This window comes from Photobacterium sagamiensis, from assembly GCF_050337085.1.
Classification (GTDB): Bacteria; Pseudomonadota; Gammaproteobacteria; order Enterobacterales; family Vibrionaceae; genus Photobacterium; species Photobacterium sagamiensis.
Genome location: NZ_JAKJSP010000029.1, coordinates 58,936 through 79,988 on the forward strand (window position 1 = coordinate 58,936; position 21,053 = coordinate 79,988).

Below are 21,053 nucleotides of genomic sequence, written 5' to 3' on the forward strand. Positions count from 1 at the left end.
ATAAAAAGGACTTTTTATGAAAAATATTACTGATTTTATCGAGCAGCTTGAAAGTGGAAAACACCATTTCAGCATCTGGGTATATTCTAGTAAAGGTCATTATAGTCAGTTTGGCACTCAAGTAAGTAAACAATGTACAACCCAACTACAAGAAGCAATTGTTCAGCGCTTGCAAGTCATTGTAAAAATGCATAATGATAGCGCTTTTCTTTTGTTACCTGAAGTACAGATGGTAGTACCAGTAAATTTTCATGATAGTCAAATTTTCTCAATGGATATGATACAAGCCGCATAATCAATATGCTCGCTTTCTTTATATTTTTAGGTATCAATAACGATTAAGAAAAAAACAGGCTAGGTTTTTTCTGAGTTTCCTAATAATAGAGATTATAAATAAACAGACCCTTCGGGGTCTGTTTTTATTAACAAGCAATTTACATATTCTCATTCGAGAGCAATTTATAAATAATCAATTGTCATTATATTGGTAATTAGTTTTCACATATTCATTCACTTTTCATTATGAGAAATTTAATTCGCCAAATTGAAAACTATTTCCTAAGATTCATATAACTTCTTACAGTGGATATGCACGCTTACGCACAGCCACTGAATTTATATAGCCAGGCAAAAAAGCTACCATTCAGGTAGCTTGATTTGATTCCAATATTTCCAGTTGTATTCACACCAAACGGCATTATCCATCGTTCATTTTGCTAGTAACGACTGAAACTGAGTATCTAACTGTCTGAGTTTGAGGGTTGCAAAATGTATATCACGCTGCGAACACCTTCTTTGCAAGCTTTATTTCCTGCATCCCAGCCTTCGTTAAATCGGGTGTCACTGCCATCGAACGTCTCATCTTTCAGGAAATCCATTCCCGCCTGCCCTTTGGCGTTCAAGGCACTTTCACAGCCCTGGTTATAACCGTAATGATAGATACTGTCATATTCCACATTACTCACATATTCTCTAGGGAAGAAACGGTAGTCTTCATAATCCGCACTGGTACAACTGATGGCCGACAATGAGAGCATTGCGATAATGGTCAATCTTGCCTTCATAGTTATTCCTACTCCTGAGTTCTAATTATTATTGTTCGTCTTTAAGTCTAGACAAAGCTGCACCAGTTGTTTGAATCCTTCATGAAAACCCACCACACATTGTAGCTAACCAATTAAAAATAAACACATTTTACCTTATTATGTTCAACTAAAGCGGTTTGCTATATTAATACCGATTTTTGAATTCATTCAGGCATATACCCAAACCACCTCAAGATGCAGAGTTCAGCGAGAATTCATGGGCTTTTAGGCAAGGCAGCCATTTGAGTGAATAGTGGTTCTATTTAGAGAATGGCCAACACAGAATAAAAGCCAATGAAACTCGCCCTTTGGGAGCTCCTCTGGAAAATCACTTCTTCACAAAATGTGTTTGAAAGGGAATGCCATTCCTGCATACATTTCATTCGAATTGAGTTCCCAGAGGAAGCTCTGAATCTCGCATCTTGAGGTAGTTTGGGTATAGACTTGAGCCAGTCACTTAAGTCCAGCAAAATACAATTTTAATGATTGGTTTCCTGAGGAACATGTAACGAATGGAACGTATCGAGCAGTATTTAAAAGAATACGTACAACAGATGATGACAACCGATCCCGCTCATGATCTTAGCCACATTGAGCGGGTTGTACTGGCCGCTAAGCAATTTGCCCATCAGGAAAGTGCCAAGCTTGAAGTTATCATTCCTGCAGCCTGGTTACACGATTGTGTTTCACTGGCAAAGGATCACCCTCAGCGTCATTGTGCATCACGCTTAGCGGCAAAAGAAGCCATCCGATTTTTGCGCTCTGTGGATTATCCAGAACAGTACTATGCTGAGATCGAACACGCCATAGAGGCACATAGCTACAGTGCAAACATTTCGGTAAGAACGTTAGAAGCCGCCATAGTGCAAGATGCTGATCGTATTGATGCCTTAGGAGCGATAGGTATTGCGCGCTGTATTCAGGTCGGTACTTCTTTTAAGGCAAGCCTGTATTCGGATGAGGACCCTTTTTGTGAAACACGTACTTATAACGATAAGCTATTCACGGTTGATCACTTCTACACCAAGCTGTTTAAATTGCAGGATACGATGAACACCCCAGCGGCAAGACAAGAGGCGCTTAAACGAACTGAGTATATGAAAGGCTTTTTGACGCAGTTACGTCATGAAATCCAAGGCTAGAAAAGATAAAGGCCGCAGATACGGCCTCTCTTAACACGAAAACAGTTAATACGAAAACAGCGGCTGTGAAGACATCCTGATTAGTTGTCTAGTACAGCGTTAAAACGCTCGAAGCCTTTTTCAAGATCGCGGATCAGATCTTCAGCGTCTTCTAAACCGATATGAAGACGCAGCATCGGGCCTGCAAAGTCTTTCTTCTTCGCTGTACGCAACGAATTGATATTCTCATTCGCCAGGATCAGGCTTTCAAATCCACCCCATGAGTAACCCATGCTGAAATGTTCCATTCCATCAAGCAAAGCCGTTAAGGCTTGGGTATTTCCTCGTTTTAAAACCAAAGAAAATAGCCCGTTGCAACCTTTGAAGTCACGCTTGTAGAACTCATGCCCTTCACAGCTTTCAAAAGCCGGGTGACGTACGTGATCAACTTCTTCACGTTCTGACAGCCACTGAGCAATCTTAAGACTATTTTGCTCATGTTGCCTCAAGCGTACTCCAAGCGTGCGCAATCCGCGCATGGCGAGATACACGTCATCCGGAGAAGTACACTGCCCCATAAGGTAACTGCCTTCACGCAGCTGATCCCAGCAACGTTCATTGGCAGTCGCTGTACCCAGCATGACATCTGAATGGCCAACGATGTATTTCGTTGCCGCTTGAATTGAAATATCGACACCATGCTCAAAAGGCTGAAAGTTAATTGGAGATGCCCAGGTATTGTCCAACATGACAACCAGATCCTGCTCATGGGCAATGCGTGCAAGCGTCGGTACATCTTGCACTTCCATCGTAATAGAGCAAGGGGATTCAAGAAAGAGTACAGTGGTATTCGGGCGGATCAGATCTCGAATACCTTCGCCGATCATTGGGTCATAATAGGTGGTTTCCACCCCCATTTTATCCAGGATCTTGTCGCAAAAATCACGCGTTGGCTCGTAGGCACCGTCAACCATCAGAATATGATCGCCGGTTTTCACAAATGACAGAATCGCGTTAGAAATCGCCGCGGTACCACATGGATACAAAGCACAACCAACACCACCTTCCAGTTCAACCATCGCATCTTGAAAAGCGAAATGGGTATTGGTGCCCCGGCGACCATAAAACAATTCTTTATTGGCGCGATTGGCCGTTGCATGCTTCATCTCTTTGACAGAATCAAAAACAATCGTCGATGCACGGCTTACGGGGGGGTTGACCAAATGCTGAGTCCACTTCTTCGAGCGCCCAGCGGTGACAATTTTTGTATCTAGTTTTTTTTTATCCATGATAAACCCAAATATCCTTTTAAGTTTTACTTGTACTGCAAAGCATTGCTATGACTGCGACGTTAACATACTTAACCAGCTATTGGGTATATAACCATGTTCTATTTTACTGCGACAAAACTTGTTCTAAATTCACGAGATGTGGCCCCTTCACTCATTGCTTCATAGTCTAACTGAATGGTTTGAGGGTCGATCATCTCTAAATGAGCACGATAATTCAGACAAGCTCGCATGATCTCAGTATCACTGGCTACCTTAGCCGTTAACATGGTGAGTAATAACGCCTTATAGGCATAGTGACGGTGTAACATAAAAGCGAGTTCCACTGAACATGGCTTGCCACCATGCGGCCTTAGTACCTGCAAAGCCTGCTTTTTGGGGTAGAGCTGAAAAACATTATGATTAATACTATTTGCTCGTTTTATCATATTCCGGATCTCACACCGTGAAATCGGGCTATAACACGTACGGCAATCATCACCTGCGACACCTTTAAGATACTCTTTATGCAATGGGGTCAACTGTCCATCCTGACTGGGCAGACTCAAAAAGATGATGTCTTCATAATCATCACCAAGGGTCTGAAAGATGCCTCGGGTCTGCGCGGTAAACCCTTTGCTTAACAGACAATCAATTGCCTTTAAGCCCGCAAGGTATTGGGCCAGTATTGGCATCATGACCAAATGCATATTTTGCTCAGTCATCATGGAGGGTGATTGAAGCGATGTTTGGGACGGTAACAGAAGATGTAATTGTGTTTCGACAAACTGAACAATTTGATGATTTAACTTCATTTCTGCGTCATACATAATGCCGCCCTCATAAGTTATCAATTATATAGTTTTTCCCTACACACAATGAACGCAAGCAATAATAATGCCCATATTTTCAGACCTGCACTGCTGCATTTACGGATAACAAAGCCTTAACCGTCTCATTTTGCGAATACATATGCAAAGCAAATTAAACATCCGCTGATGCCAGTCTTCGTTAATACAAATAAAGACCACCTTAATAGCGGTCCTTTTATGCCGATTATAGACATTCACAACGGGAAGCCGAGCCAATAACAACCAAGGTCATAATGGCAATTAGCTATATTCAGTGGAAGACATGCTTTATCGCATGACTCCCACTGACTGATCGCCTTATGGCTCTTCTGATATCGGTTTTGGCAGGTAATGTTCTGGTCGCAGACCAAACAGTTCAGGTAACGTCGTACCCACGGAAATCGATGACCAGGTACCTGTAACAATTCCGATGAACATAGCAATCGCGAACCCCTCTAACGGCCCGCCACCAAGAAGCCATAATGCACCGACTGTCATTAGTGTTGTCCCCGAGGTCACCATGGTGCGGGAGAATGTTGCCTTAATGGCATGGTTATTAATTTCCTCAATAGAACACTTCGGTTTAGCAATCAGCAATTCGCGAATACGGTCGGCAATGATGATCGAGTCATTCAGCGAATAGCCAAGAATGGCTAATACGGCCGCGAGTACGGTGAGGTTAAACTCCATTTGGGTTGCGGCAAAAAAGCCCAGTACAAACAACACATCATGAGCCAACGCAAACAATGAACCTGAAGCCAGACGCCACTCAAAACGATAACTCAGATAACCTAAAATACACAGCATAGAGACGAGCAAAGCTAAACCGCCCTGCTCTGCCAGTTCTTGACCAACCTGCGGACCCACGATACTGGTATTCAATACCTGGATATCGCTTACTAATGGCGACAGCATCTGCGGGATCGGAGGTAACTCTGCCCCAACGGCGGGAACGGCATAACGCAGCACCCATCGACCGGGTTCGCCTGCCGCAATCACGGTGACATCTTGTTTCAATCCTGCCTTTAACAGCGGCTCGATTTCACTACTGGTAATGTTACTATTCAGCTGAATTTCACTGACCACCCCACCGGTAAAATCAAGGCCCCAGTTCAACCCTTTGCTGGCGATAAGAAAGATAGAAATAACCATAAGCAGTACTGAGACGACACTGGTGAAATGGCGCCATGTTGTTGCGTTTTTCATATTAATAATCATGGCTCTATACCCTAACGTTTCGACGAAGATCACGGCCCCACACCAGATTGATCATGGCGCGAGAAGCAAAAATACCGGTAAACATACTGGTTAACAGACCCAAACCTAAAGTCAACGCAAACCCCTGAATCGGACCGTTACCAATGGCGTAAAGCACGACAGCGGTGATCATGGTCGTAAAATTCGCATCGAAAATTGTGCCGATAGCACTGCTAAAGCCACGGTCAATTGCCTGAGCAAAACTGCGCCCTTCTTTCAACTTATCTTTAATACGTTCAAAAATGAGCACGTTGGTATCAACCGCCATACCGACAGTAAGTACTAACCCCGCGATACCGGGTAAAGTCAGCACTGCGCCTGGGATCAAAGCGAGTAAGCCGAACAACATGATCATATTGGTGATCAACGCCACATTCGCCACCCAACCTAAGCGGCGATACCACACAGCCATAAACAAAAGTGTCACACCTAGCCCCAGCCCCAGAGCAGCAAAGCCATTCTCGATATTTTCAGCACCTAATGTCGGGCCTATGGTACGTTCTTCAACAACCGTAACAGGCGCAGTTAACGAGCCAGCACGAAGTAGCAATGCCAATTCCTGCGCATCTGCCATTGAACCGGCCCCGGTAATACGAAAACGCATACCTAACTGTGACTGAATCGTCGCAACACTGATAATTTCATGGGATTGAGAAGTCTCTCCCTTGCTGTCACGGCTGTATTCACTGTATGACGTCGCCATCGGCTTGCCGATATTATGGCGGGAAAAGTCAGACATTATCTTGCCACCCGAACTATCGAGGGTGATGTTCACCTCAGCCATTCCCATCTCGCCGAAACTAGCACGGGCGTCAATGATATGGTCGCCAGCCAGAATAGGGTTACGTCCCACTCGAACGGGTTGCCCCTGCTGGTTTTTCAGTTCCATGGTACTGCCACTACCTTGCTCTTTCACGGCATAGAACGCCAGACTGGCAGTTGCACCTATCACGTTTTTAGCTGCAGCTGGATCTTGTACACCCGGCAACTCGATACGAATACGGTGCTCACCCTGTCGCTGTACTAACGCTTCGGTGATCCCCAACTCTTCGATACGGCTTCGCATAATTTGCAGGTTCTGTTGAACCGTCAGGTTGCGCAGCGCTGTTTTTTCCGAATCTTTTAGCGACAGATCAATATTGCCATTATTGCCTTTGGTCACTTGCCACTGAGGATATTGAGTCCTAATGAATTTACGAACCGTCTTGTTTACCTCTGAGCTGGCAGTCTCTGAAACCGGCAACCTTACCTGCAACTTTTCTGCTTTTACTTGTTCCACCCGAACGGCACGAATGCTTGCCTGACGGAATAACTGACGCAATTCATCTGTTAGCTGCTCACCTTGTGCCTTGTAGACTTGGTCGACGTCAACATCAAGCAGAAACTGCACACCTCCTCGAAGATCCAACCCCAGCTTGATCGGTTCGAATCCCATATTTTGCAGCCATAACGGTGCAGCCGGTTCCAATGCCAATGTCAAACCAGACGGATCTTGAACCATTTCAGAGAGGGTTGCTTTCGCAGCTGTCTGCTGATTTTCATCTTGCAGCACAACAACCGTTTTATCTGCGCGCTGATCAATGCGCTTAACATTGATCCCTTTTCCTTCTAACTGGTGCTGCATGGCTAAAGGTGATGGGATAACACCGCCTTTAGATCCAATCTGTATGGCAGCATCTTCGCCATACCAGGTCGGAATGGCACTCAGTAGCATTACAAATACCATCACTATCAGCACTGCATATTTCCAGGCCGAATAGTGGTTGAATATCTTGGTGTTTTTCTGTTTTCTCATTATCAAATCGCCATCTAACTCACCCGCTCAATAATGGCTACCAAGCCATTTGTGAACTCGTGATCTATGGATTTAAATACCTAAGCAACATGAACAGAAACGTTAATGCGGGGGAAATAACGTGGTTATTAATTTGCTTTCCCGCATTATTCTGATCTATGTGCCATAAAGATCTGATGATATGTGAGTGCAACATAGAGCAATGCTATATATAAGCAGAGCAGTACAGGGCACAGTCACAGATTTTCAGAGCAGTGATCGATTAGGCGTGAGAAAGCTGATGCTGGTATCGCGTATGGACGAGATTACTCTCTTTCCAGCCGGATATTCGTGAAGAGGGAGGATTCGTGTTCAACATCCAGTTAAGAGACTCACTGAAGCGCTCCGTATAACCAATCATCATAATGGGTGCAGGAGGAACAGGCAGTTCGATTGCTAACTGATAACAAGGCTGTACTTCTTCAGGATCATGACGGCTAAGACTGGCCTGTCTGGAAGAATTTGTCAGTCCTAGATGATAGGTATGTCCTTGTGATGAATGTTGCTCACCTTGCTTTTTTTCAACCGATTGAGAGAGATTCCAGATAAGTGCGTTATTGCCATCATCCTGGATTTTCTGACTCGTCGAAAAATGTGCTTTGGCAAAGAGAGGATGGAGGTTCAGCGATTCATTGATTTGCTGCGTTACCGTGGCAGGTAACACATCTGCTCGTTGTAAATCACCGGCTGTAGATAAAGAACTGATGTCAGCTTTCGTCAGGTGTGCGTCAGCGTGGGCAAAAGAAGCGGCCCCGAGACATATCACCATCATTAATGCACGAAATAAATTTGCCAACATAGTTATCAAATCAACACAAGGTTAAAAAACCAAAACTGAGAGCGATGCATCATAAGGTTCTCTTACAAGCGTTACAAGCGATTATTCCAATAACCTCAGATTTACTGTACTGAATCAAACACGAGACAGCGCTCTAAACCACTATTTATTCAAATGGGTACCTTGATTAAAAGCCGCTGAATTCTCGCTGAACGCTACATCTTGAGATAGATTGGGTATATATTGCTGTAATCAAAATAAATACAAAACAGGGAAGCAATTATAATGACTCAGCAAAATATCGCATTTATCGGACTAGGTACTATGGGCTTCCCAATGGCAGGTCACCTTGCCGACGCTGGCCATAATGTTACTGTCTATAACCGTACGACAGCAACAGCGGAAAAGTGGCTTAAAAGCCATAACGGCCAACTGGCACTGACTCCGGCCGAAGCGGCAAAAGAGGCTGATTTTGTTTTTACCTGTGTCGGTAATGACAGCGATGTTCGCCAGGTGTATACCAGTGAAAATGGTATTCTATCGGCAATTAAATCCGGTACGATCCTGATTGATAACACCACGGCATCCGCAGAAGTTGCACGTGAAGTGGCAGAAGCAGCCAAAGCTATTCAAGCCGATTTCCTTGATGCGCCGGTCTCTGGTGGTGAAGCTGGCGCAGTGAACGGGTGCCTGACGGTAATGATCGGTGGAAACGCTGATGTTTTTGAAAAAGCCAAGCCTGTTATTGATAGCTATGCCAAAGCCAGCACCTTAATGGGTGATGTTGGCTACGGTCAAATTACCAAGATGGCAAATCAACTTTGTATTGCTGGCATACTGCAAGGTCTGTCAGAAGCGATTACTCTGGCAAAGTCTGCCGGATTGGATATTGAAAAGATGACCGATGTACTGAAACACGGTGCGGCAGGATCATGGCAGCTGGAAAATCGTGCCGTCACGATGGCGCAGGACAAGTTTGATTTTGGTTTCGCCATTGATTGGATGCGTAAAGATCTAGGTATCTGCTTTGATGCAGCAGAGAAACTGGGTGTTGAGCTACCACTGGCTAAACAAGTCGATGAAAAGTACGCCGAGCTACAACAACGCGGTCTTAACCGCGCCGATACCTCAGTCTTGATTAAGCAGTTTGATCAACAATAAGCATGGTCAATACCATTATGTTCAAAACAAAGAGGCATTTCTTGCCTCTTTGTTTTCTACTCAGTAAAAAAAACTTGAAATAACCGATCCCAGGCCTCTTGTTTCGCTTCCCTTTCTCGCATGATCTCACTGCTGGGTTCGAACCCGGGATCAACCACTCTTGTCGCCTTATCCTGTTCAGTAGAAGCCTGTAAAATCCACTCATCCATTGTCGTTTGATTTGCCGGAAGCTCCGTAACAGGAATATCTATAGTGTCTGTTCCTGTGGATAGTAAAGGCAGTTGTGATAAAAACAGGGGGTCAGTCTCTGCCTGTAAGCCAAAAGAGCTCCACACAAAAAGCCCGAAAACGAGTATCCGCATATTTATCACTAATCTTGATTGGAGTTTACCGGAAGTATAGCAACAATCGAACACCATTCAATACAAGGGTAATAAAAAGCCGTCATTATAAACGACGGCTTAAATGGCAGTTCATGATCAATAGCTCCTCCGAAGGAGCTATAACAGATGAGTAAAATTATAGCGTAATAAAAATACCTGCTAACGCGGCACTCATTAAGTTAGCCAGGGTTGCAGCCAATACCGCTTTAAAGCCAAGGTTTGCGACATCACCACGACGCTCTGGTGCCATCACCCCGATAGAACCAATCTGAATCGCAATCGAGCCAATATTAGCAAAACCACAAAGAGCAAAAGTAATAATAATCTGGCTCTGGGATGAAAGGGTTTCTTTCACGTTAACGAAATCAAGGAATGCGACAAATTCATTCAGGATCAGTTTCTGACCAATGAACCCACCCGCTTGCAGCATTTCACTCGCAGGTACGCCAATCACGAAGGCTAATGGCGAGAAGATATAACCCAGAACACCTTGCAGTGTCAGGTTGCTCATACCAAACCATTCACCAACCATTTCAAAGCCGGCATTCGCCATTGCGATAACACTGACAAAAGCAATCAGCATAGTACCGATAGCGACCGCAACTTTCATGCCGTTCATGGCACCCGCAGCCAGTGCATCGATTGCATTACTATGATCGCTGGTTGCCATTTCAATATCTGTTTGCTCAACGGCAACGTTTTGCTCGGGAACCAGAATCTTAGCCATAAGCAAACTACCCGGTGCGGCCATGAAACTTGCAGCAATCAGATATTTTAAATCAACACCAAGGCCAGCATAACCCCCTAGCACACTGCCCGCGACGGAAGCCATACCACCCGTCATTACGGCAAAGAGTTCTGAACGGGTCATTTGAGGAAGAAAAGGTTTAACCAGAAGCGGAGATTCGCCTTGAGAAAGGAAGATATTGCCCGTAGCAACTAATGACTCTGCACGGCTGGTACCCAGAAACTTCTGGATGCCACCACCGATCACCTTAATCACCCATTGCATCACGCCAAGGTGATAAAGAAGAGAAATTAAAGCACTGATAAAGATAACAAGAGGAAGGACGCGAACTGCGAAAATGAAACCGGACGTTGCAAGATCACCAAACAGGAACTTGATCCCTTCATCGGCAAACCCCAGTACGCTGGCGATACCACGACTCATCGACCCCAGCATCTTTTGCCCAACGGGTATATACAGTACCAAAGCGGCAAAACTTGCTTGCAAGAACAAGGCTCCGCCAACGGTACGCCAGTTAATCGCTTTACGGTTCTCAGAAAATACCCAAGCGCACACTACCAGTACCAAAATACCGGCCAAACTAATTAACAACTGCATTATTTCGTCCTACTGCTTTTCTTAAATGGATGTCGAAAAATGAAGGTGTTACTGCTTGTTGCCATTGGGGAACATAAGCTTTCGGGGAAAAAGCAAAATAGGAAGGATCCAAGCAATAAAGCTTAGACAATAAGGATCTGTCCGCCCAAACAAACAACATACAAGTCACCTTGATAACAAGCTAAAAGTCATGCCGGTCCAACTCCGTGGGTCGTTCACATTTCCATGGTGACAGCTTGTAACTAAGGTGGCTGAACTCAATGGTTCTGGCCGGGAGCGGAGTATATAGAGATGTAGATCACATTAACAACCCTGATTATAGTTTTTAATGTGATCTGGATTCGAATGGATAGTTTGCAAGCAGATATAAGGCAATAAGCTCAATCTTTGACTTTTCGCATACGACGTTACTATTTCGTTTTGAAATTCCATATAGCGCAAAAAGGGAGAAAGGGATTACAGTTTGTCTAAATTTGGGTATAGCTTTGATTCTGAATATAAAAAACAACATAGTGTCGAAAAGTCTACGGTTAAAATTGACAGTTCACAGTAGCAAGGCATTATTGTACACAACATCATAAATAGCCGATTTTGCTGAAGTCATTCTCGCTGATGCTGAATGTGCTGTTATGTAAGCAGTAATAATTGAAGATAATCGCTATTATTCCAGTTAAGGGCATTTTTACTATGGCAGGAATCCACTTCCCCACCACTTTGCTTACCGGTATCAAAATCACCGGGGTAAGTGCTGCTATCATGTTCACCAGCTTGAATACAATCAGCCTCGCACACGCCAATCAGTATGTATCAGAGCTCAAGCTACTGAACTACACCGACTCCTATGGCAATGTCACGCTCCGTAATACCACAAATATTGAGCTGCCAGATCCTATGGTGGTTAATGGAAACCTGAATTTAGAGAACAGCCGTATCCAGCGCCTGCCCAAAAAACTCATCGTAAAAGGAAACCTCAACCTGGCTTACAGCTCAGTGACTCGGCTTCCCCTGTCATTGAAAGTTGGCGGCTTTATTAATCTTGCCCATTCCCAGGTTGCCTATCTGAACAATGGGTTACAGGTCAAAGGAGATTTGAGCCTGATGGGAACGAAACTGACACAACTTCCCCCTTATATCTACGTCGGGGGGGATTTATATCTGGCAAATACACCAATCACTGAACTGCCAAAATTTCTGGTTGTGCAAGGGAATGTCTATTTGGGCGGAACGCGGATAGTATCCGTGCCGGAAAAAGCCTCGATAGGGGGTAAAATCTATCAATAGTTTCATTATCAATAAGCTCAAATAATTATGCTTATTGATAATAGACAAATAGATATTGAAACTTCATGATACGCCAAAAAAAGCAAACGTTTGCCTTTCCGATAAAACGTTATGTGTTTTAATTTAATGTATCGGGGAGAACTATATTGATGTGGGTGTTTTTAGTTAGCCAGAAACACCGATTTGGTTCAGCGTGTTCCTGGCTACTGGGATACTAAAGGTCTCTCAGATAAGGGCCTTCAGTTGATTGGCCTAAGACACAATCATAGCGCTTCAGCGCACTTTCTATTAGTTAGATTTTGTTTTAGTTGTTTGATTTTTGTAGTAAAACCACTTTCTACGGTTCTGACTTTTCATATAACACCTCTCATTTTAATCAATGAGCAAGCTTGATATCACAAATTTAATACCGTTCTCACTCTCTTATTTGTTCTACTATAACCAAGTAATTATGACGAACATATTACAACTAGGTGAAAGTAAAACGATCTCTAAATTCCTGTCTAAATTAAACTGCTTAAAAACAAACATGAATGCATCAACAATGTTCTGAAGCACAAGCTCAGGAATGAATGATCAATGAGATATTTTTCGTGGAAGTGATGCTAAGAAGTTACCTATTTGAATGGACTAAGGTTAACCATATTCTCTAATAAATTTCACCGAACGATTTATATCTTCCAAACCAATATAAAAGCCTTCATGCTCTTTTACAAGTATCATCTGCATTTTTTTTGTGACTTATCTCCATGTTTTATGCACTAATGCTGTCGAGTTATATATATTTTTGTAGATAACACCATGCCCTATCATGCATATCAATAAGTTACCTTTTCTTCAACATATTTTAGATCACATGCAGTCACAACCTGTTGATAACACGTGAAATCAAGTAGCCTTTACTACAAAACAATAGTCTAACTAATTCTCTGATTTTAAAAATAATTCCCAGAACGTCTTTTTTACAAAACCTTGACACGGATCTACATTTTGTTAGCATTCCCGTTACAGTATGAATGGAGGTTGGGACAAATGGGCATTCACACCATCACATTAGAGCAAACAGCTAATGCACCGAAAAACATTCTGTTCCACCTGCTCTCTGACCATGAAAACTTAGGCCGCTTTTTTAATGCTGAATTTTCATTAGTTAGACAAGGAAAGCCTGAGGCCAATGGAATTGGCGCTGTCAGAGAAGTCACAACTGGGCCATTTACTTTTCAAGAACAAATTATTGATTACAAAGAAAACGAGCACCTTCACTATAAAATTATTCAAGGCGGTCCTGTCAAAGAGCATGGCGGTTGGATCCGATTTCAAAATATCAACGCGAACCAAAGCCTGATCCATTATCGGATAAATTTTTCGCCGAAGATCAAAGGTACAGGTTGGCTTATCAAATATTTATTAGAAAAAGACATCAGAAAAGCTTTATCGCACATTGCCCAACTTGGAGAGTCTGAATGGAAACGCTGACCCTGCCGACCAACAGCCGTAACCTCACACTGACGGGCTGACATCAAGATTGTCGACCTCTGCCTATATTCTACTGATTTCACCACGTTTCACCTTAAAACAATAGGAAAGTCATACTTTTGGGTTAAATTACTTGAGTACATTTTTGATCTGGTCGATATTATTGTGTCTATGATATCGAATTCATAGTCATAGCGTATTAATTTACAAATTTGCATTCAGGGATGAACTCATGGGACAGCAACCCCTTTTGACAACAGAAAGGCTCATTTTACGACCACTTCAGCTTTCCGATGCCAATAAAGTGCAGCTCTTAGCTGGGGATCAAAGTATTGCCAATGGCACGATCAATATTCCTCATCCTTATGATGATGGCATGGCTGGCCAATGGATTGGTAAACATCTGGCGGGTTGGCAAAGTCAGGAATCCGCCATTTATGCCATTACACTCAAGTCGAGCTATCAGCTTATTGGCTGCGTTGGCTTGCACAATATTTATGAGCAAAAAGCCCAACTCGGCTACTGGATTGGCGTACCATTCTGGGGGCTTGGCTATTGTACGGAAGCTGCTGAACGAGTCACAGAATTTGGCTTCAATCGACTCAATATAGCGGTCATCTACGCCCAGCATTTAAGTCGTGATCCTGCACCTGGAAAAGTAATGCAGAAAATAGGTATGGAGCATATCACCACAAAAATCGATGCAACAAGGGTGAATATGATCACTGAAAATTTGGAATATTATGAACTAAATATGATGACAGAAGCGTAATACCATCAATATTAAACTGGATTGGTATTCGCTCTGTTACAAAAATGTGTAGGTGTAACACTGAATGCCATTCAGCCCTTCTTCAGTCTCGCCATGTGGTACACATTGACGTACTGGCCGTTTCGATAAGCGAAATTAACCGCTTCGCCTTCAATGACAAAACCATGCTTCTCATAAAGCGCAATCGCAGAATGGTTATCAACAAAAACCGACAATTCAACACGGCTGATATTCAACCAATTCTCTGCAAGATCAATTGCTGCAGTAAGCAGTTTAGTACCCACCCCAAGCCCCTGATGATCATCATGTACGGCCATCCCGAAAGAACCAACATGCTTGCGCCTTGCACGTTGTATTGCTTCAAAACCCAATTGCCCAACAATCATCCCGTCTTTTTCAGCAACTAAGCTATATACCCCTTCAGGCAGGTTATTCAAACGTTTTTCCCACATAGAGAGTGACGGGAATGGAAGTTGCAGCGTTCCGCTCAAAGCATTTTTACCCGCGTACAGGTTGTTGATTGGCTCAATGTCTTTATCTTCACTATGTCGAACAATCACTTCCATCAATATTCCCTTTATTACATCACTATCACTAGAGGTGATTTACATTTATTCAATCAATAATCAACATAAAACATACCATTGTTTTTATGTCTCGACATCACTAATCTATTGTTTTTCCAGCCATAGCACAGTTCTCATCGAAGACATCGACTAGGATTATTGCTATCAATATTCTTCACCATAGGTGCTTACATGATCCATTGTGACTATTTAGTCATTGGCGCAGGTATTATCGGTTTGAGTACCGCCTATGAGCTGCAGAAACGCCAGCCAGAATGCCATGTCGTTGTAGTCGAGAAAGAAATGGCCCCGGGCTTTCATCAAACAGGCCATAATAGTGGTGTCATTCACGCCGGGATTTATTACACACCTGGCAGTTTAAAGGCTCAGTTCTGTCGACAGGGTAACGTAGCCATCAAACAATTCTGTCAGCAACACCACATTCCATTTGATGAGTGTGGCAAGCTCTTAGTCGCAACGACTCAAACCGAACTGGAACGAATGCAGGATCTGGCCGAACGAGCAGTGCTGAATGATATTGAATTTGAGATCCTCGATCATGCGGCATTGGCACAAAGAGAGCCAAATATTACGGGGCTTGGTGCACTGCTGATCCCTTCCACTGGCATTGTCGACTATCGACAAATATGCCTGAAACTGGTTGAGTTGATCAAACAAGCTGGAGGCCAGGTACTGTTCAACCACCAAGTTACCTATATTGATGAAACGGACAATGGCGTAACCGTCGTGGCTAACGACGTGACACTGCGTTGCAATAAATTAATTGCCTGTGGCGGACTGATGGCAGATCGTATTGTCAAGCTACTCGGTGATGAACCCGAATTCCAGATCATTCCTTTCCGTGGTGATTACTATCAACTGCCTGAAATTCACAATCAGCTGATAAACCACTTAATTTATCCTATTCCTGATCCGAATTTACCTTTCTTAGGGGTTCACCTTACCCGTATGATCGATGGCAGTGTGACCGTCGGGCCCAATGCCGTTGTTAACTTCTCACGAGAAGGCTATAACAAGCATAGTTTGCACCTTAAAGACTGCACTGAAATGCTCACTTTCCCCGGTTTCAGGAAAGTTATTCGTCAGCACTTTCGCTCTGCTGTAACAGAATTAACAAATAGCTTCTGGAAACCCGCGTATTTAAAGCGGGTACAAAAGTATTGTCCTCAGCTGAAACTGAATGATTTACAACCTTACCCGCCAGGTATTCGTGCTCAGGCAGTCGATAAAAAAGGACAATTAATTGATGATTTTCTCTTCCACCACACTGACCGCGCTTTAGTTGTTTGTAATGCCCCTTCACCGGCCGCAACCTCATGCTTTCCGATTGCTGGCTATATTGTTGATCAACTGGATATGTAATTGGAGTTCTGCTTATTTTTTCTTTAACCGATAATTATACCCAAACCACCTCAAGATGCAGAGTTCAGCGAGAATGCATTGGCTTTTAGTCAAGGCGGCCATTTGAGTGATAGTGGTTCTATTTAGATAATGGCTAACACAGAATAAAAGCCAATGAAACTCGCCCTTTGGGAGATCCTCTTGAGGTGGTTTGGGGATATAACAATAGCCGGACATCGATGCCTTATTCTCTCAACTATTAGAACTTGCATTTTATAAAACAAACTTTCATTACGATCTTTTTATAAGAAATAATATTAAACAAAAATCATAACCGATATTTTATCATCAGCACTATTATCCACATAATAATTAGGTATATATATAAAATAGTCTTTATTTCCAAACAATTAATTACCTTAGAAATAATACAAAATTTCCTGATAGAAAAAACTTACCGTATTACTATCGATATGACTATACTCATATCGATAGTGATGTAATAAGCAACAGGCATGATTAAGCAAAATTTTAGAATTGCTTTATATGCACATAGATGACCAAGCTTATTTTAAAATCACAGTTTTTGGTCTAACCGTTTGTTATCAAAGCATCTTTAATTTTTTAGGCTTTTTTGAAATATATTTGTCAACGATAGGTCTTATAAAGTGATTGTGGACAAAATATACTTATAACAAATTGGTATTTACTGCCAAACGATGAGGTGAAGATTATGTCTAGCTTGAAAGTACTAACAGCCACCGCTGTAATTCTAATGTCTTCTTCAGCATTTGCGGACATCAGAGTTGCAGATACTCATAACGGCGCTTGGGTTACTATCACTGAAAATGGTAAACCAGCAGCCAATGCTTCAGTTTCTGTAGCGAATGTTCCCCAACAAAAGAAAAGCTACCAAACTGATGAAAATGGTCGAGTTTTCATTCCATTGACACTTGAAAATTCGCGTTCTGTTAAATACAAAGCAAAAACTGAAACTGGTAAGGAATCATCTCGTTTTGCATTCCACTCTACCAACAAATAATTACTAATCCCAAGCCCCAGAATATTCTGGGGCTTACTTTTTCTTACCAATGTAATCATGACGACTCAGATCTCTTGATAGTACCAACCCCAAACCTACTATCTGCAAAAATAAGGCTAGATTCCTAAGCCGGGAAATATATTTCATTTCATCTGAATACAAGTCAATTAAATCCAAGTTTTTCAGATAGAGATGATTTATTTTATCTCTCTGTTCAACTTGCACCTCATTTAATTCAACCATTAATGGAGAAACCCCGTTTAATGATAGTGTTGAAATTTCATTTTTTATCCAATAGTTTAAATCACTTATCACTTGCTGCGTAATTTCAGGTGCTAACGGCTTATTCATCAAGTCACTATTCGCCATCAGCCCTAATACATGCTCGCGTTTACGTTCAACAGTTTCAACTTGTTGCCAGGTAAGTGTAATTAATTTGTCATTATTAGCTTGCTGCTGGATAAGGGAGTTAGCCTGACGAGTTGCATCATCAATATAAAAATTGGTCATCAACGCTGATACCACATTTAACAGCAAGCCAATGCCCACTAAAGTCCACGTCGGTATGATTAAAGACTTTTTCAATCTTATCTTCCTGTACCAATGACAGAGTACTTCAAGTATGGCAAAAAAATCTTAAGCTATTCGCCAAATCATCATCAACGGTCATATTCCAACTAACACATATGGCAAAAGCGTTAGTGTATACCCAAGTGACCTCAAGATGCAGGATTCAGAGTGATACCAGCCAGTTCAATTCAAGGAAAATGTACGAAGGAATGGCAGGTCCTTTCGAGTGCATTTGACACAGGAGTGGGCTGGCTGGATCACTCCCGAAGGGCGAGTTTTCCTGGCACTCATGTTGCGTTGCTGATTTTTGATGTAGAGCGACTATATCTACAAATCAGCGCCTGACCTTAGCGCCAGGAAATTCTCGCTGAAACGAGCATCTTGAGGTTACTTGGGTATAGGTCATCGACACAAGAACAAGAAACAGATACATTACGCCTCCGTTGTATTTTGTCATCGTGTAGAAACAATGAAAACACCTTGTGTTGCAAAATGTAAGAACAATGAAGGGATTTGCAGTGGTTGTTTCCGTACGATGGCCGAAATTGGAGAATGGCGTCATATGTCAGATAAACAACACAGTAACAAGATAGGTCAAATCAAGGGTATTCGGTCAACGCATACCTGTAGCCAATGTGGTAAGCCAGCCTACTGTGACATTAGCGCGGGAAAATCAACCTGCTGGTGTTTTGAATTATCCAAACGTAATACTTCAACAATCAAGCCTGGGGCCTGTCTGTGCCGCGAATGTTTATCAGCCCTGCCACTTCTTGATTAGCCCGCCAGTATTGAGACAGAAATGTCTCAATACTATATACAATATGCATGATTCAGAGCTTCCTCTGGGAATTCAATTCTCGCTGAACAATGCATCTTGAAGTGCTTTGGGTATAAGTAAGTACTTTGTTTTTTCAAATTATTTCCCCTCTTGCATTGAAATAATGAACAATGTTCATATAATGGTATTTATTATTAAGATTGCAGTGCACCGTCGACACATTAAACTCATGCTTAAACTCAATACTACGATTATCCTCTTGATGATACCTATTTCATCACAGTTACTTGCCCAACCCGTCAATGTACTACCACATAATGAAAAGATATGTATGCAATCATTAAAACAACTGATTGTTAACCAGCAAATCATCTTTAGTGACAGAACGGTGGATCCCGACGTGCGCAGAGCGGCTGAACGAACCATCGATATCACGAGAGATGCATACAACGAAAATGAGAGTTACTGTGAAGCCCAGCACGTTCTACAATCTTATACTCCAGATAAAAATCAGGGATTTCACTTTCGTTCGGGGGAAGTTAACTTCTTCGGTCGTAGCTAGTCTTGATATGCTAAAATTAGTACTAATCCTCTGATGAATAAGGCTAAAACGATGAATAAGTGGTTGCTGGCAGTTATAGTTACATCATTATCGCTACTGGGTTGCGATAACAATCCACCCAGCGGTTTTTCAGCCAAAAAAATTCAGCAGAGTTGGGTACTTACTAAAGTGGACGGGAAAGAGATCAACATCACTGAACCCCGGATCACCCCGAATATCGCAATTGATTCCGATTTAAAAGTAGCGGGGTTCGGTGGCTGTAACCGTTTCTTTGGCCAAGCTGAAATTGATGGGAATAAGTTCAGAGTAAAAGCGATGGGATCCACTAAAATGGCTTGTATTCAAGACGATCAAGCGACCATTGAATCGGTAATGACAAAATCTCTCCAGCAATGGAGCAATGCCGCGCTTGAAAACGATATTCTAACGTTGACGTCTGAACAACATATTCTGACCTTCATGCCTGGAGAGGTTGTCGCTGACGATAATGAGAAGTAAGAATAACTTACATGAAATTAAATAAAAGAAAAGCTCAGGTACTCAAATCAGCGATTGATACCTGGGAGCAAGAAAAGAGTTTAACCAAAGATCAAGCAGATCAACTCAGGCAGAGTTACCAGGTTGTTGGTTTAGACTGGAAGCTACTCGCCGTCTATTCATTTTGGATTGCCATCACCTGCTTCATTATTTCGATCGGGGTATTACTTGCCGATGATTACTTACTGGATCTGTTAGCCAAAATCGTTGATGCACCCGCTGGAGTGTTGTCCATACTTTCCGCAGCTATTGCGATCCTACTCTATGCGGCGGGTATTCGTCGCCGGCAGAAGTACCCGAGTAAAACCATCAGTAATGAAGCGACCTTCTTTTTTGGCGTACTGATAACAGCCGTATCGGTGTTTTTTTTCGGCGAAACCACCTTATACGGCAGTACCCATGACGCATTACTGCTCTTACTGCTCACACTCATTTATGGAGGATTGGGTTTAAGGCTATCTTCTGTGCTTATCTGGTTATTTGCTCTGTTTGCCTTCGGCTGTTGGGTACTGGCAGAGACATCTTACTTATCTGACACAGGCAATTATTTTTTAGGCATGAATCATCCCCTGCGATTTGTATTTGTTGGTATTGGCATAACTGCACTAAGCCTTGCGTTTCAACATTATCAGAAGCAGCAACACCTCCAGGAGCCCACCCGCTTTGTCGGTTTACTCTACCTGTTCCTGTCACTTTGGTTACTGTCTGTTTTCGGCAACTTTGGCGACATCAATGCGTGGTCACAAATCAGACAGATTGAGCTGCTGCATTGGTCAGCTTTGGCCGTGGTATGTTGTATAGTTGCGATTTACATTGGCATTAAGTTTAATGACACATTAAGCCGCAGTTTTGGTATCACCTTCTTACTAATCAACTTTTATACCCGATACTTTGAGTACTTCTGGAACTCTACCCATAAGACCATTTTCTTTGCCTTATTGGCGCTAAGTTTCTGGGGTCTCGGGTCCCATGCTGAAAAGCTATGGCGGGTCGGTAACACCCATTCAGCCGGCCCGAAATAGAT

The 21,053-nt window shown here is 42.7% G+C and carries 21 protein-coding genes; 12 read left to right on the top strand and 9 right to left on the bottom strand.

Translation table 11 applies throughout. The features are described 5' to 3' along the window. Nucleotides 1-16 precede the first annotated feature (16 nt). The gene (locus L4D76_RS15075; protein WP_428441716.1) at nucleotides 17-295 is read left to right on the top strand and encodes a hypothetical protein; all 279 of its coding nucleotides are present in this window, start codon (nucleotides 17-19) and stop codon (nucleotides 293-295) included. 445 nt (nucleotides 296-740) lie between these two features. On the opposite strand, the gene L4D76_RS15080 is transcribed toward L4D76_RS15075, so the two are convergent. Further along, nucleotides 741-1,064, bottom strand: coding sequence for a hypothetical protein (locus L4D76_RS15080; RefSeq protein WP_428441717.1), 324 nt, complete (start codon nucleotides 1,062-1,064; stop codon nucleotides 741-743). Between the two features lie 533 nt (nucleotides 1,065-1,597). Here L4D76_RS15080 and L4D76_RS15085 point away from each other — a divergent pair. Continuing rightward, the gene (locus L4D76_RS15085; RefSeq protein ID WP_428441718.1) at nucleotides 1,598-2,227 is read left to right on the top strand and encodes an HD domain-containing protein; all 630 of its coding nucleotides are present in this window, start codon (nucleotides 1,598-1,600) and stop codon (nucleotides 2,225-2,227) included. An 80-nt stretch (nucleotides 2,228-2,307) separates the two neighbouring features. On the opposite strand, the gene L4D76_RS15090 is transcribed toward L4D76_RS15085, so the two are convergent. The 5 genes from L4D76_RS15090 to L4D76_RS15110 form a co-directional block, all read right to left on the bottom strand. Continuing rightward, nucleotides 2,308-3,495, bottom strand: a complete 1,188-nt coding sequence (locus L4D76_RS15090) for a cystathionine beta-lyase (RefSeq protein WP_428441719.1) — start codon at nucleotides 3,493-3,495, stop codon at nucleotides 2,308-2,310. A 101-nt stretch (nucleotides 3,496-3,596) separates the two neighbouring features. Next, nucleotides 3,597-4,304 (bottom strand): hypothetical protein, encoded by a 708-nt coding sequence (locus tag L4D76_RS15095; protein ID WP_428441720.1) that lies wholly within the window; start codon nucleotides 4,302-4,304, stop codon nucleotides 3,597-3,599. A 339-nt stretch (nucleotides 4,305-4,643) separates the two neighbouring features. Then, nucleotides 4,644-5,543: a protein translocase subunit SecF gene (secF, locus tag L4D76_RS15100; RefSeq protein WP_428441721.1), complete on the bottom strand. Its 900-nt coding sequence runs from the start codon at nucleotides 5,541-5,543 to the stop codon at nucleotides 4,644-4,646. A 4-nt stretch (nucleotides 5,544-5,547) separates the two neighbouring features. Next, entirely contained in the window at nucleotides 5,548-7,377 is a 1,830-nt protein-coding gene (gene secD / locus L4D76_RS15105) for a protein translocase subunit SecD (protein ID WP_428441722.1), read from the bottom strand. Between the two features lie 262 nt (nucleotides 7,378-7,639). Continuing rightward, entirely contained in the window at nucleotides 7,640-8,215 is a 576-nt protein-coding gene (locus L4D76_RS15110) for a hypothetical protein (RefSeq protein WP_428441723.1), read from the bottom strand. 264 nt (nucleotides 8,216-8,479) lie between these two features. Here L4D76_RS15110 and L4D76_RS15115 point away from each other — a divergent pair, with 264 nt between their 5' ends. Continuing rightward, nucleotides 8,480-9,355: an NAD(P)-dependent oxidoreductase gene (locus L4D76_RS15115; RefSeq protein WP_428441724.1), complete on the top strand. Its 876-nt coding sequence runs from the start codon at nucleotides 8,480-8,482 to the stop codon at nucleotides 9,353-9,355. Nucleotides 9,356-9,874: 519 nt separating this feature from the next. Here the strand turns inward: L4D76_RS15115 and L4D76_RS15120 are convergent. Continuing rightward, complete coding sequence (locus tag L4D76_RS15120) at nucleotides 9,875-11,083, bottom strand: NupC/NupG family nucleoside CNT transporter (protein ID WP_428441725.1); 1,209 nt, start codon at nucleotides 11,081-11,083, stop codon at nucleotides 9,875-9,877. A 687-nt stretch (nucleotides 11,084-11,770) separates the two neighbouring features. Between L4D76_RS15120 and L4D76_RS15125 the strand changes: the two genes are divergently transcribed. The 3 genes from L4D76_RS15125 (at nucleotide 11,771) to L4D76_RS15135 (ending at nucleotide 14,612) form a co-directional block, all read left to right on the top strand. Next, on the top strand, nucleotides 11,771-12,364 hold the full coding sequence (locus L4D76_RS15125; RefSeq protein ID WP_428441726.1) for a hypothetical protein: 594 nt from the start codon (nucleotides 11,771-11,773) through the stop codon (nucleotides 12,362-12,364). A 1,032-nt stretch (nucleotides 12,365-13,396) separates the two neighbouring features. Continuing rightward, entirely contained in the window at nucleotides 13,397-13,840 is a 444-nt protein-coding gene (locus tag L4D76_RS15130; RefSeq protein WP_428441727.1) for an SRPBCC family protein, read from the top strand. 232 nt (nucleotides 13,841-14,072) lie between these two features. After that, complete coding sequence (locus L4D76_RS15135) at nucleotides 14,073-14,612, top strand: GNAT family N-acetyltransferase (RefSeq protein WP_428441728.1); 540 nt, start codon at nucleotides 14,073-14,075, stop codon at nucleotides 14,610-14,612. 71 nt (nucleotides 14,613-14,683) lie between these two features. On the opposite strand, the gene L4D76_RS15140 is transcribed toward L4D76_RS15135, so the two are convergent. Beyond that, the gene (locus L4D76_RS15140; protein WP_428441729.1) at nucleotides 14,684-15,178 is read right to left on the bottom strand and encodes a GNAT family N-acetyltransferase; all 495 of its coding nucleotides are present in this window, start codon (nucleotides 15,176-15,178) and stop codon (nucleotides 14,684-14,686) included. A gap of 192 nt (nucleotides 15,179-15,370) precedes the next feature. Here L4D76_RS15140 and lhgO point away from each other — a divergent pair, with 192 nt between their 5' ends. Then, complete coding sequence (lhgO, locus tag L4D76_RS15145) at nucleotides 15,371-16,561, top strand: L-2-hydroxyglutarate oxidase (protein WP_428441730.1); 1,191 nt, start codon at nucleotides 15,371-15,373, stop codon at nucleotides 16,559-16,561. Nucleotides 16,562-17,273: 712 nt separating this feature from the next. Next, nucleotides 17,274-17,582 (top strand): hypothetical protein, encoded by a 309-nt coding sequence (locus tag L4D76_RS15150; RefSeq protein WP_428441731.1) that lies wholly within the window; start codon nucleotides 17,274-17,276, stop codon nucleotides 17,580-17,582. A 33-nt stretch (nucleotides 17,583-17,615) separates the two neighbouring features. Here L4D76_RS15150 and L4D76_RS15155 read toward each other — a convergent pair whose 3' ends face one another. After that, complete coding sequence (locus L4D76_RS15155; RefSeq protein WP_428441732.1) at nucleotides 17,616-18,167, bottom strand: hypothetical protein; 552 nt, start codon at nucleotides 18,165-18,167, stop codon at nucleotides 17,616-17,618. 454 nt (nucleotides 18,168-18,621) lie between these two features. Between L4D76_RS15155 and L4D76_RS15160 the strand changes: the two genes are divergently transcribed. The 4 genes from L4D76_RS15160 to L4D76_RS15175 all read left to right on the top strand — a co-directional run bounded on the left by L4D76_RS15160 (nucleotide 18,622) and on the right by L4D76_RS15175 (nucleotide 21,051). After that, on the top strand, nucleotides 18,622-18,930 hold the full coding sequence (locus L4D76_RS15160; protein WP_428441733.1) for a DUF1289 domain-containing protein: 309 nt from the start codon (nucleotides 18,622-18,624) through the stop codon (nucleotides 18,928-18,930). 331 nt (nucleotides 18,931-19,261) lie between these two features. Beyond that, nucleotides 19,262-19,492 (top strand): hypothetical protein, encoded by a 231-nt coding sequence (locus L4D76_RS15165; protein ID WP_428441734.1) that lies wholly within the window; start codon nucleotides 19,262-19,264, stop codon nucleotides 19,490-19,492. Between the two features lie 51 nt (nucleotides 19,493-19,543). After that, nucleotides 19,544-19,990, top strand: coding sequence for an META domain-containing protein (locus tag L4D76_RS15170; RefSeq protein ID WP_428441735.1), 447 nt, complete (start codon nucleotides 19,544-19,546; stop codon nucleotides 19,988-19,990). An 11-nt stretch (nucleotides 19,991-20,001) separates the two neighbouring features. Next, nucleotides 20,002-21,051, top strand: a complete 1,050-nt coding sequence (locus L4D76_RS15175) for a hypothetical protein (RefSeq protein ID WP_428441736.1) — start codon at nucleotides 20,002-20,004, stop codon at nucleotides 21,049-21,051. Nucleotides 21,052-21,053: the final 2 nt, after the last annotated feature.

Excerpts from the sequence above, each read along its gene's own strand:
- L4D76_RS15075 (WP_428441716.1), top strand. The coding sequence starts at position 17 with ATGAAAAATATTACTGATTTTATCGAGCAGCTTGAAAGTGGAAAACAC.
- L4D76_RS15080 (WP_428441717.1), bottom strand. The coding sequence starts at position 1,064 with ATGAAGGCAAGATTGACCATTATCGCAATGCTCTCATTGTCGGCCATC.
- L4D76_RS15085 (WP_428441718.1), top strand. The coding sequence starts at position 1,598 with ATGGAACGTATCGAGCAGTATTTAAAAGAATACGTACAACAGATGATG.
- L4D76_RS15090 (WP_428441719.1), bottom strand. The coding sequence starts at position 3,495 with ATGGATAAAAAAAAACTAGATACAAAAATTGTCACCGCTGGGCGCTCG.
- L4D76_RS15095 (WP_428441720.1), bottom strand. The coding sequence starts at position 4,304 with ATGTATGACGCAGAAATGAAGTTAAATCATCAAATTGTTCAGTTTGTC.
- secF (WP_428441721.1), bottom strand. The coding sequence starts at position 5,543 with ATGATTATTAATATGAAAAACGCAACAACATGGCGCCATTTCACCAGT.
- secD (WP_428441722.1), bottom strand. The coding sequence starts at position 7,377 with ATGAGAAAACAGAAAAACACCAAGATATTCAACCACTATTCGGCCTGG.
- L4D76_RS15110 (WP_428441723.1), bottom strand. The coding sequence starts at position 8,215 with ATGTTGGCAAATTTATTTCGTGCATTAATGATGGTGATATGTCTCGGG.
- L4D76_RS15115 (WP_428441724.1), top strand. The coding sequence starts at position 8,480 with ATGACTCAGCAAAATATCGCATTTATCGGACTAGGTACTATGGGCTTC.
- L4D76_RS15120 (WP_428441725.1), bottom strand. The coding sequence starts at position 11,083 with ATGCAGTTGTTAATTAGTTTGGCCGGTATTTTGGTACTGGTAGTGTGC.
- L4D76_RS15125 (WP_428441726.1), top strand. The coding sequence starts at position 11,771 with ATGGCAGGAATCCACTTCCCCACCACTTTGCTTACCGGTATCAAAATC.
- L4D76_RS15130 (WP_428441727.1), top strand. The coding sequence starts at position 13,397 with ATGGGCATTCACACCATCACATTAGAGCAAACAGCTAATGCACCGAAA.
- L4D76_RS15135 (WP_428441728.1), top strand. The coding sequence starts at position 14,073 with ATGGGACAGCAACCCCTTTTGACAACAGAAAGGCTCATTTTACGACCA.
- L4D76_RS15140 (WP_428441729.1), bottom strand. The coding sequence starts at position 15,178 with ATGGAAGTGATTGTTCGACATAGTGAAGATAAAGACATTGAGCCAATC.
- lhgO (WP_428441730.1), top strand. The coding sequence starts at position 15,371 with ATGATCCATTGTGACTATTTAGTCATTGGCGCAGGTATTATCGGTTTG.
- L4D76_RS15150 (WP_428441731.1), top strand. The coding sequence starts at position 17,274 with ATGTCTAGCTTGAAAGTACTAACAGCCACCGCTGTAATTCTAATGTCT.
- L4D76_RS15160 (WP_428441733.1), top strand. The coding sequence starts at position 18,622 with ATGAAAACACCTTGTGTTGCAAAATGTAAGAACAATGAAGGGATTTGC.
- L4D76_RS15165 (WP_428441734.1), top strand. The coding sequence starts at position 19,262 with ATGCAATCATTAAAACAACTGATTGTTAACCAGCAAATCATCTTTAGT.
- L4D76_RS15170 (WP_428441735.1), top strand. The coding sequence starts at position 19,544 with ATGAATAAGTGGTTGCTGGCAGTTATAGTTACATCATTATCGCTACTG.
- L4D76_RS15175 (WP_428441736.1), top strand. The coding sequence starts at position 20,002 with ATGAAATTAAATAAAAGAAAAGCTCAGGTACTCAAATCAGCGATTGAT.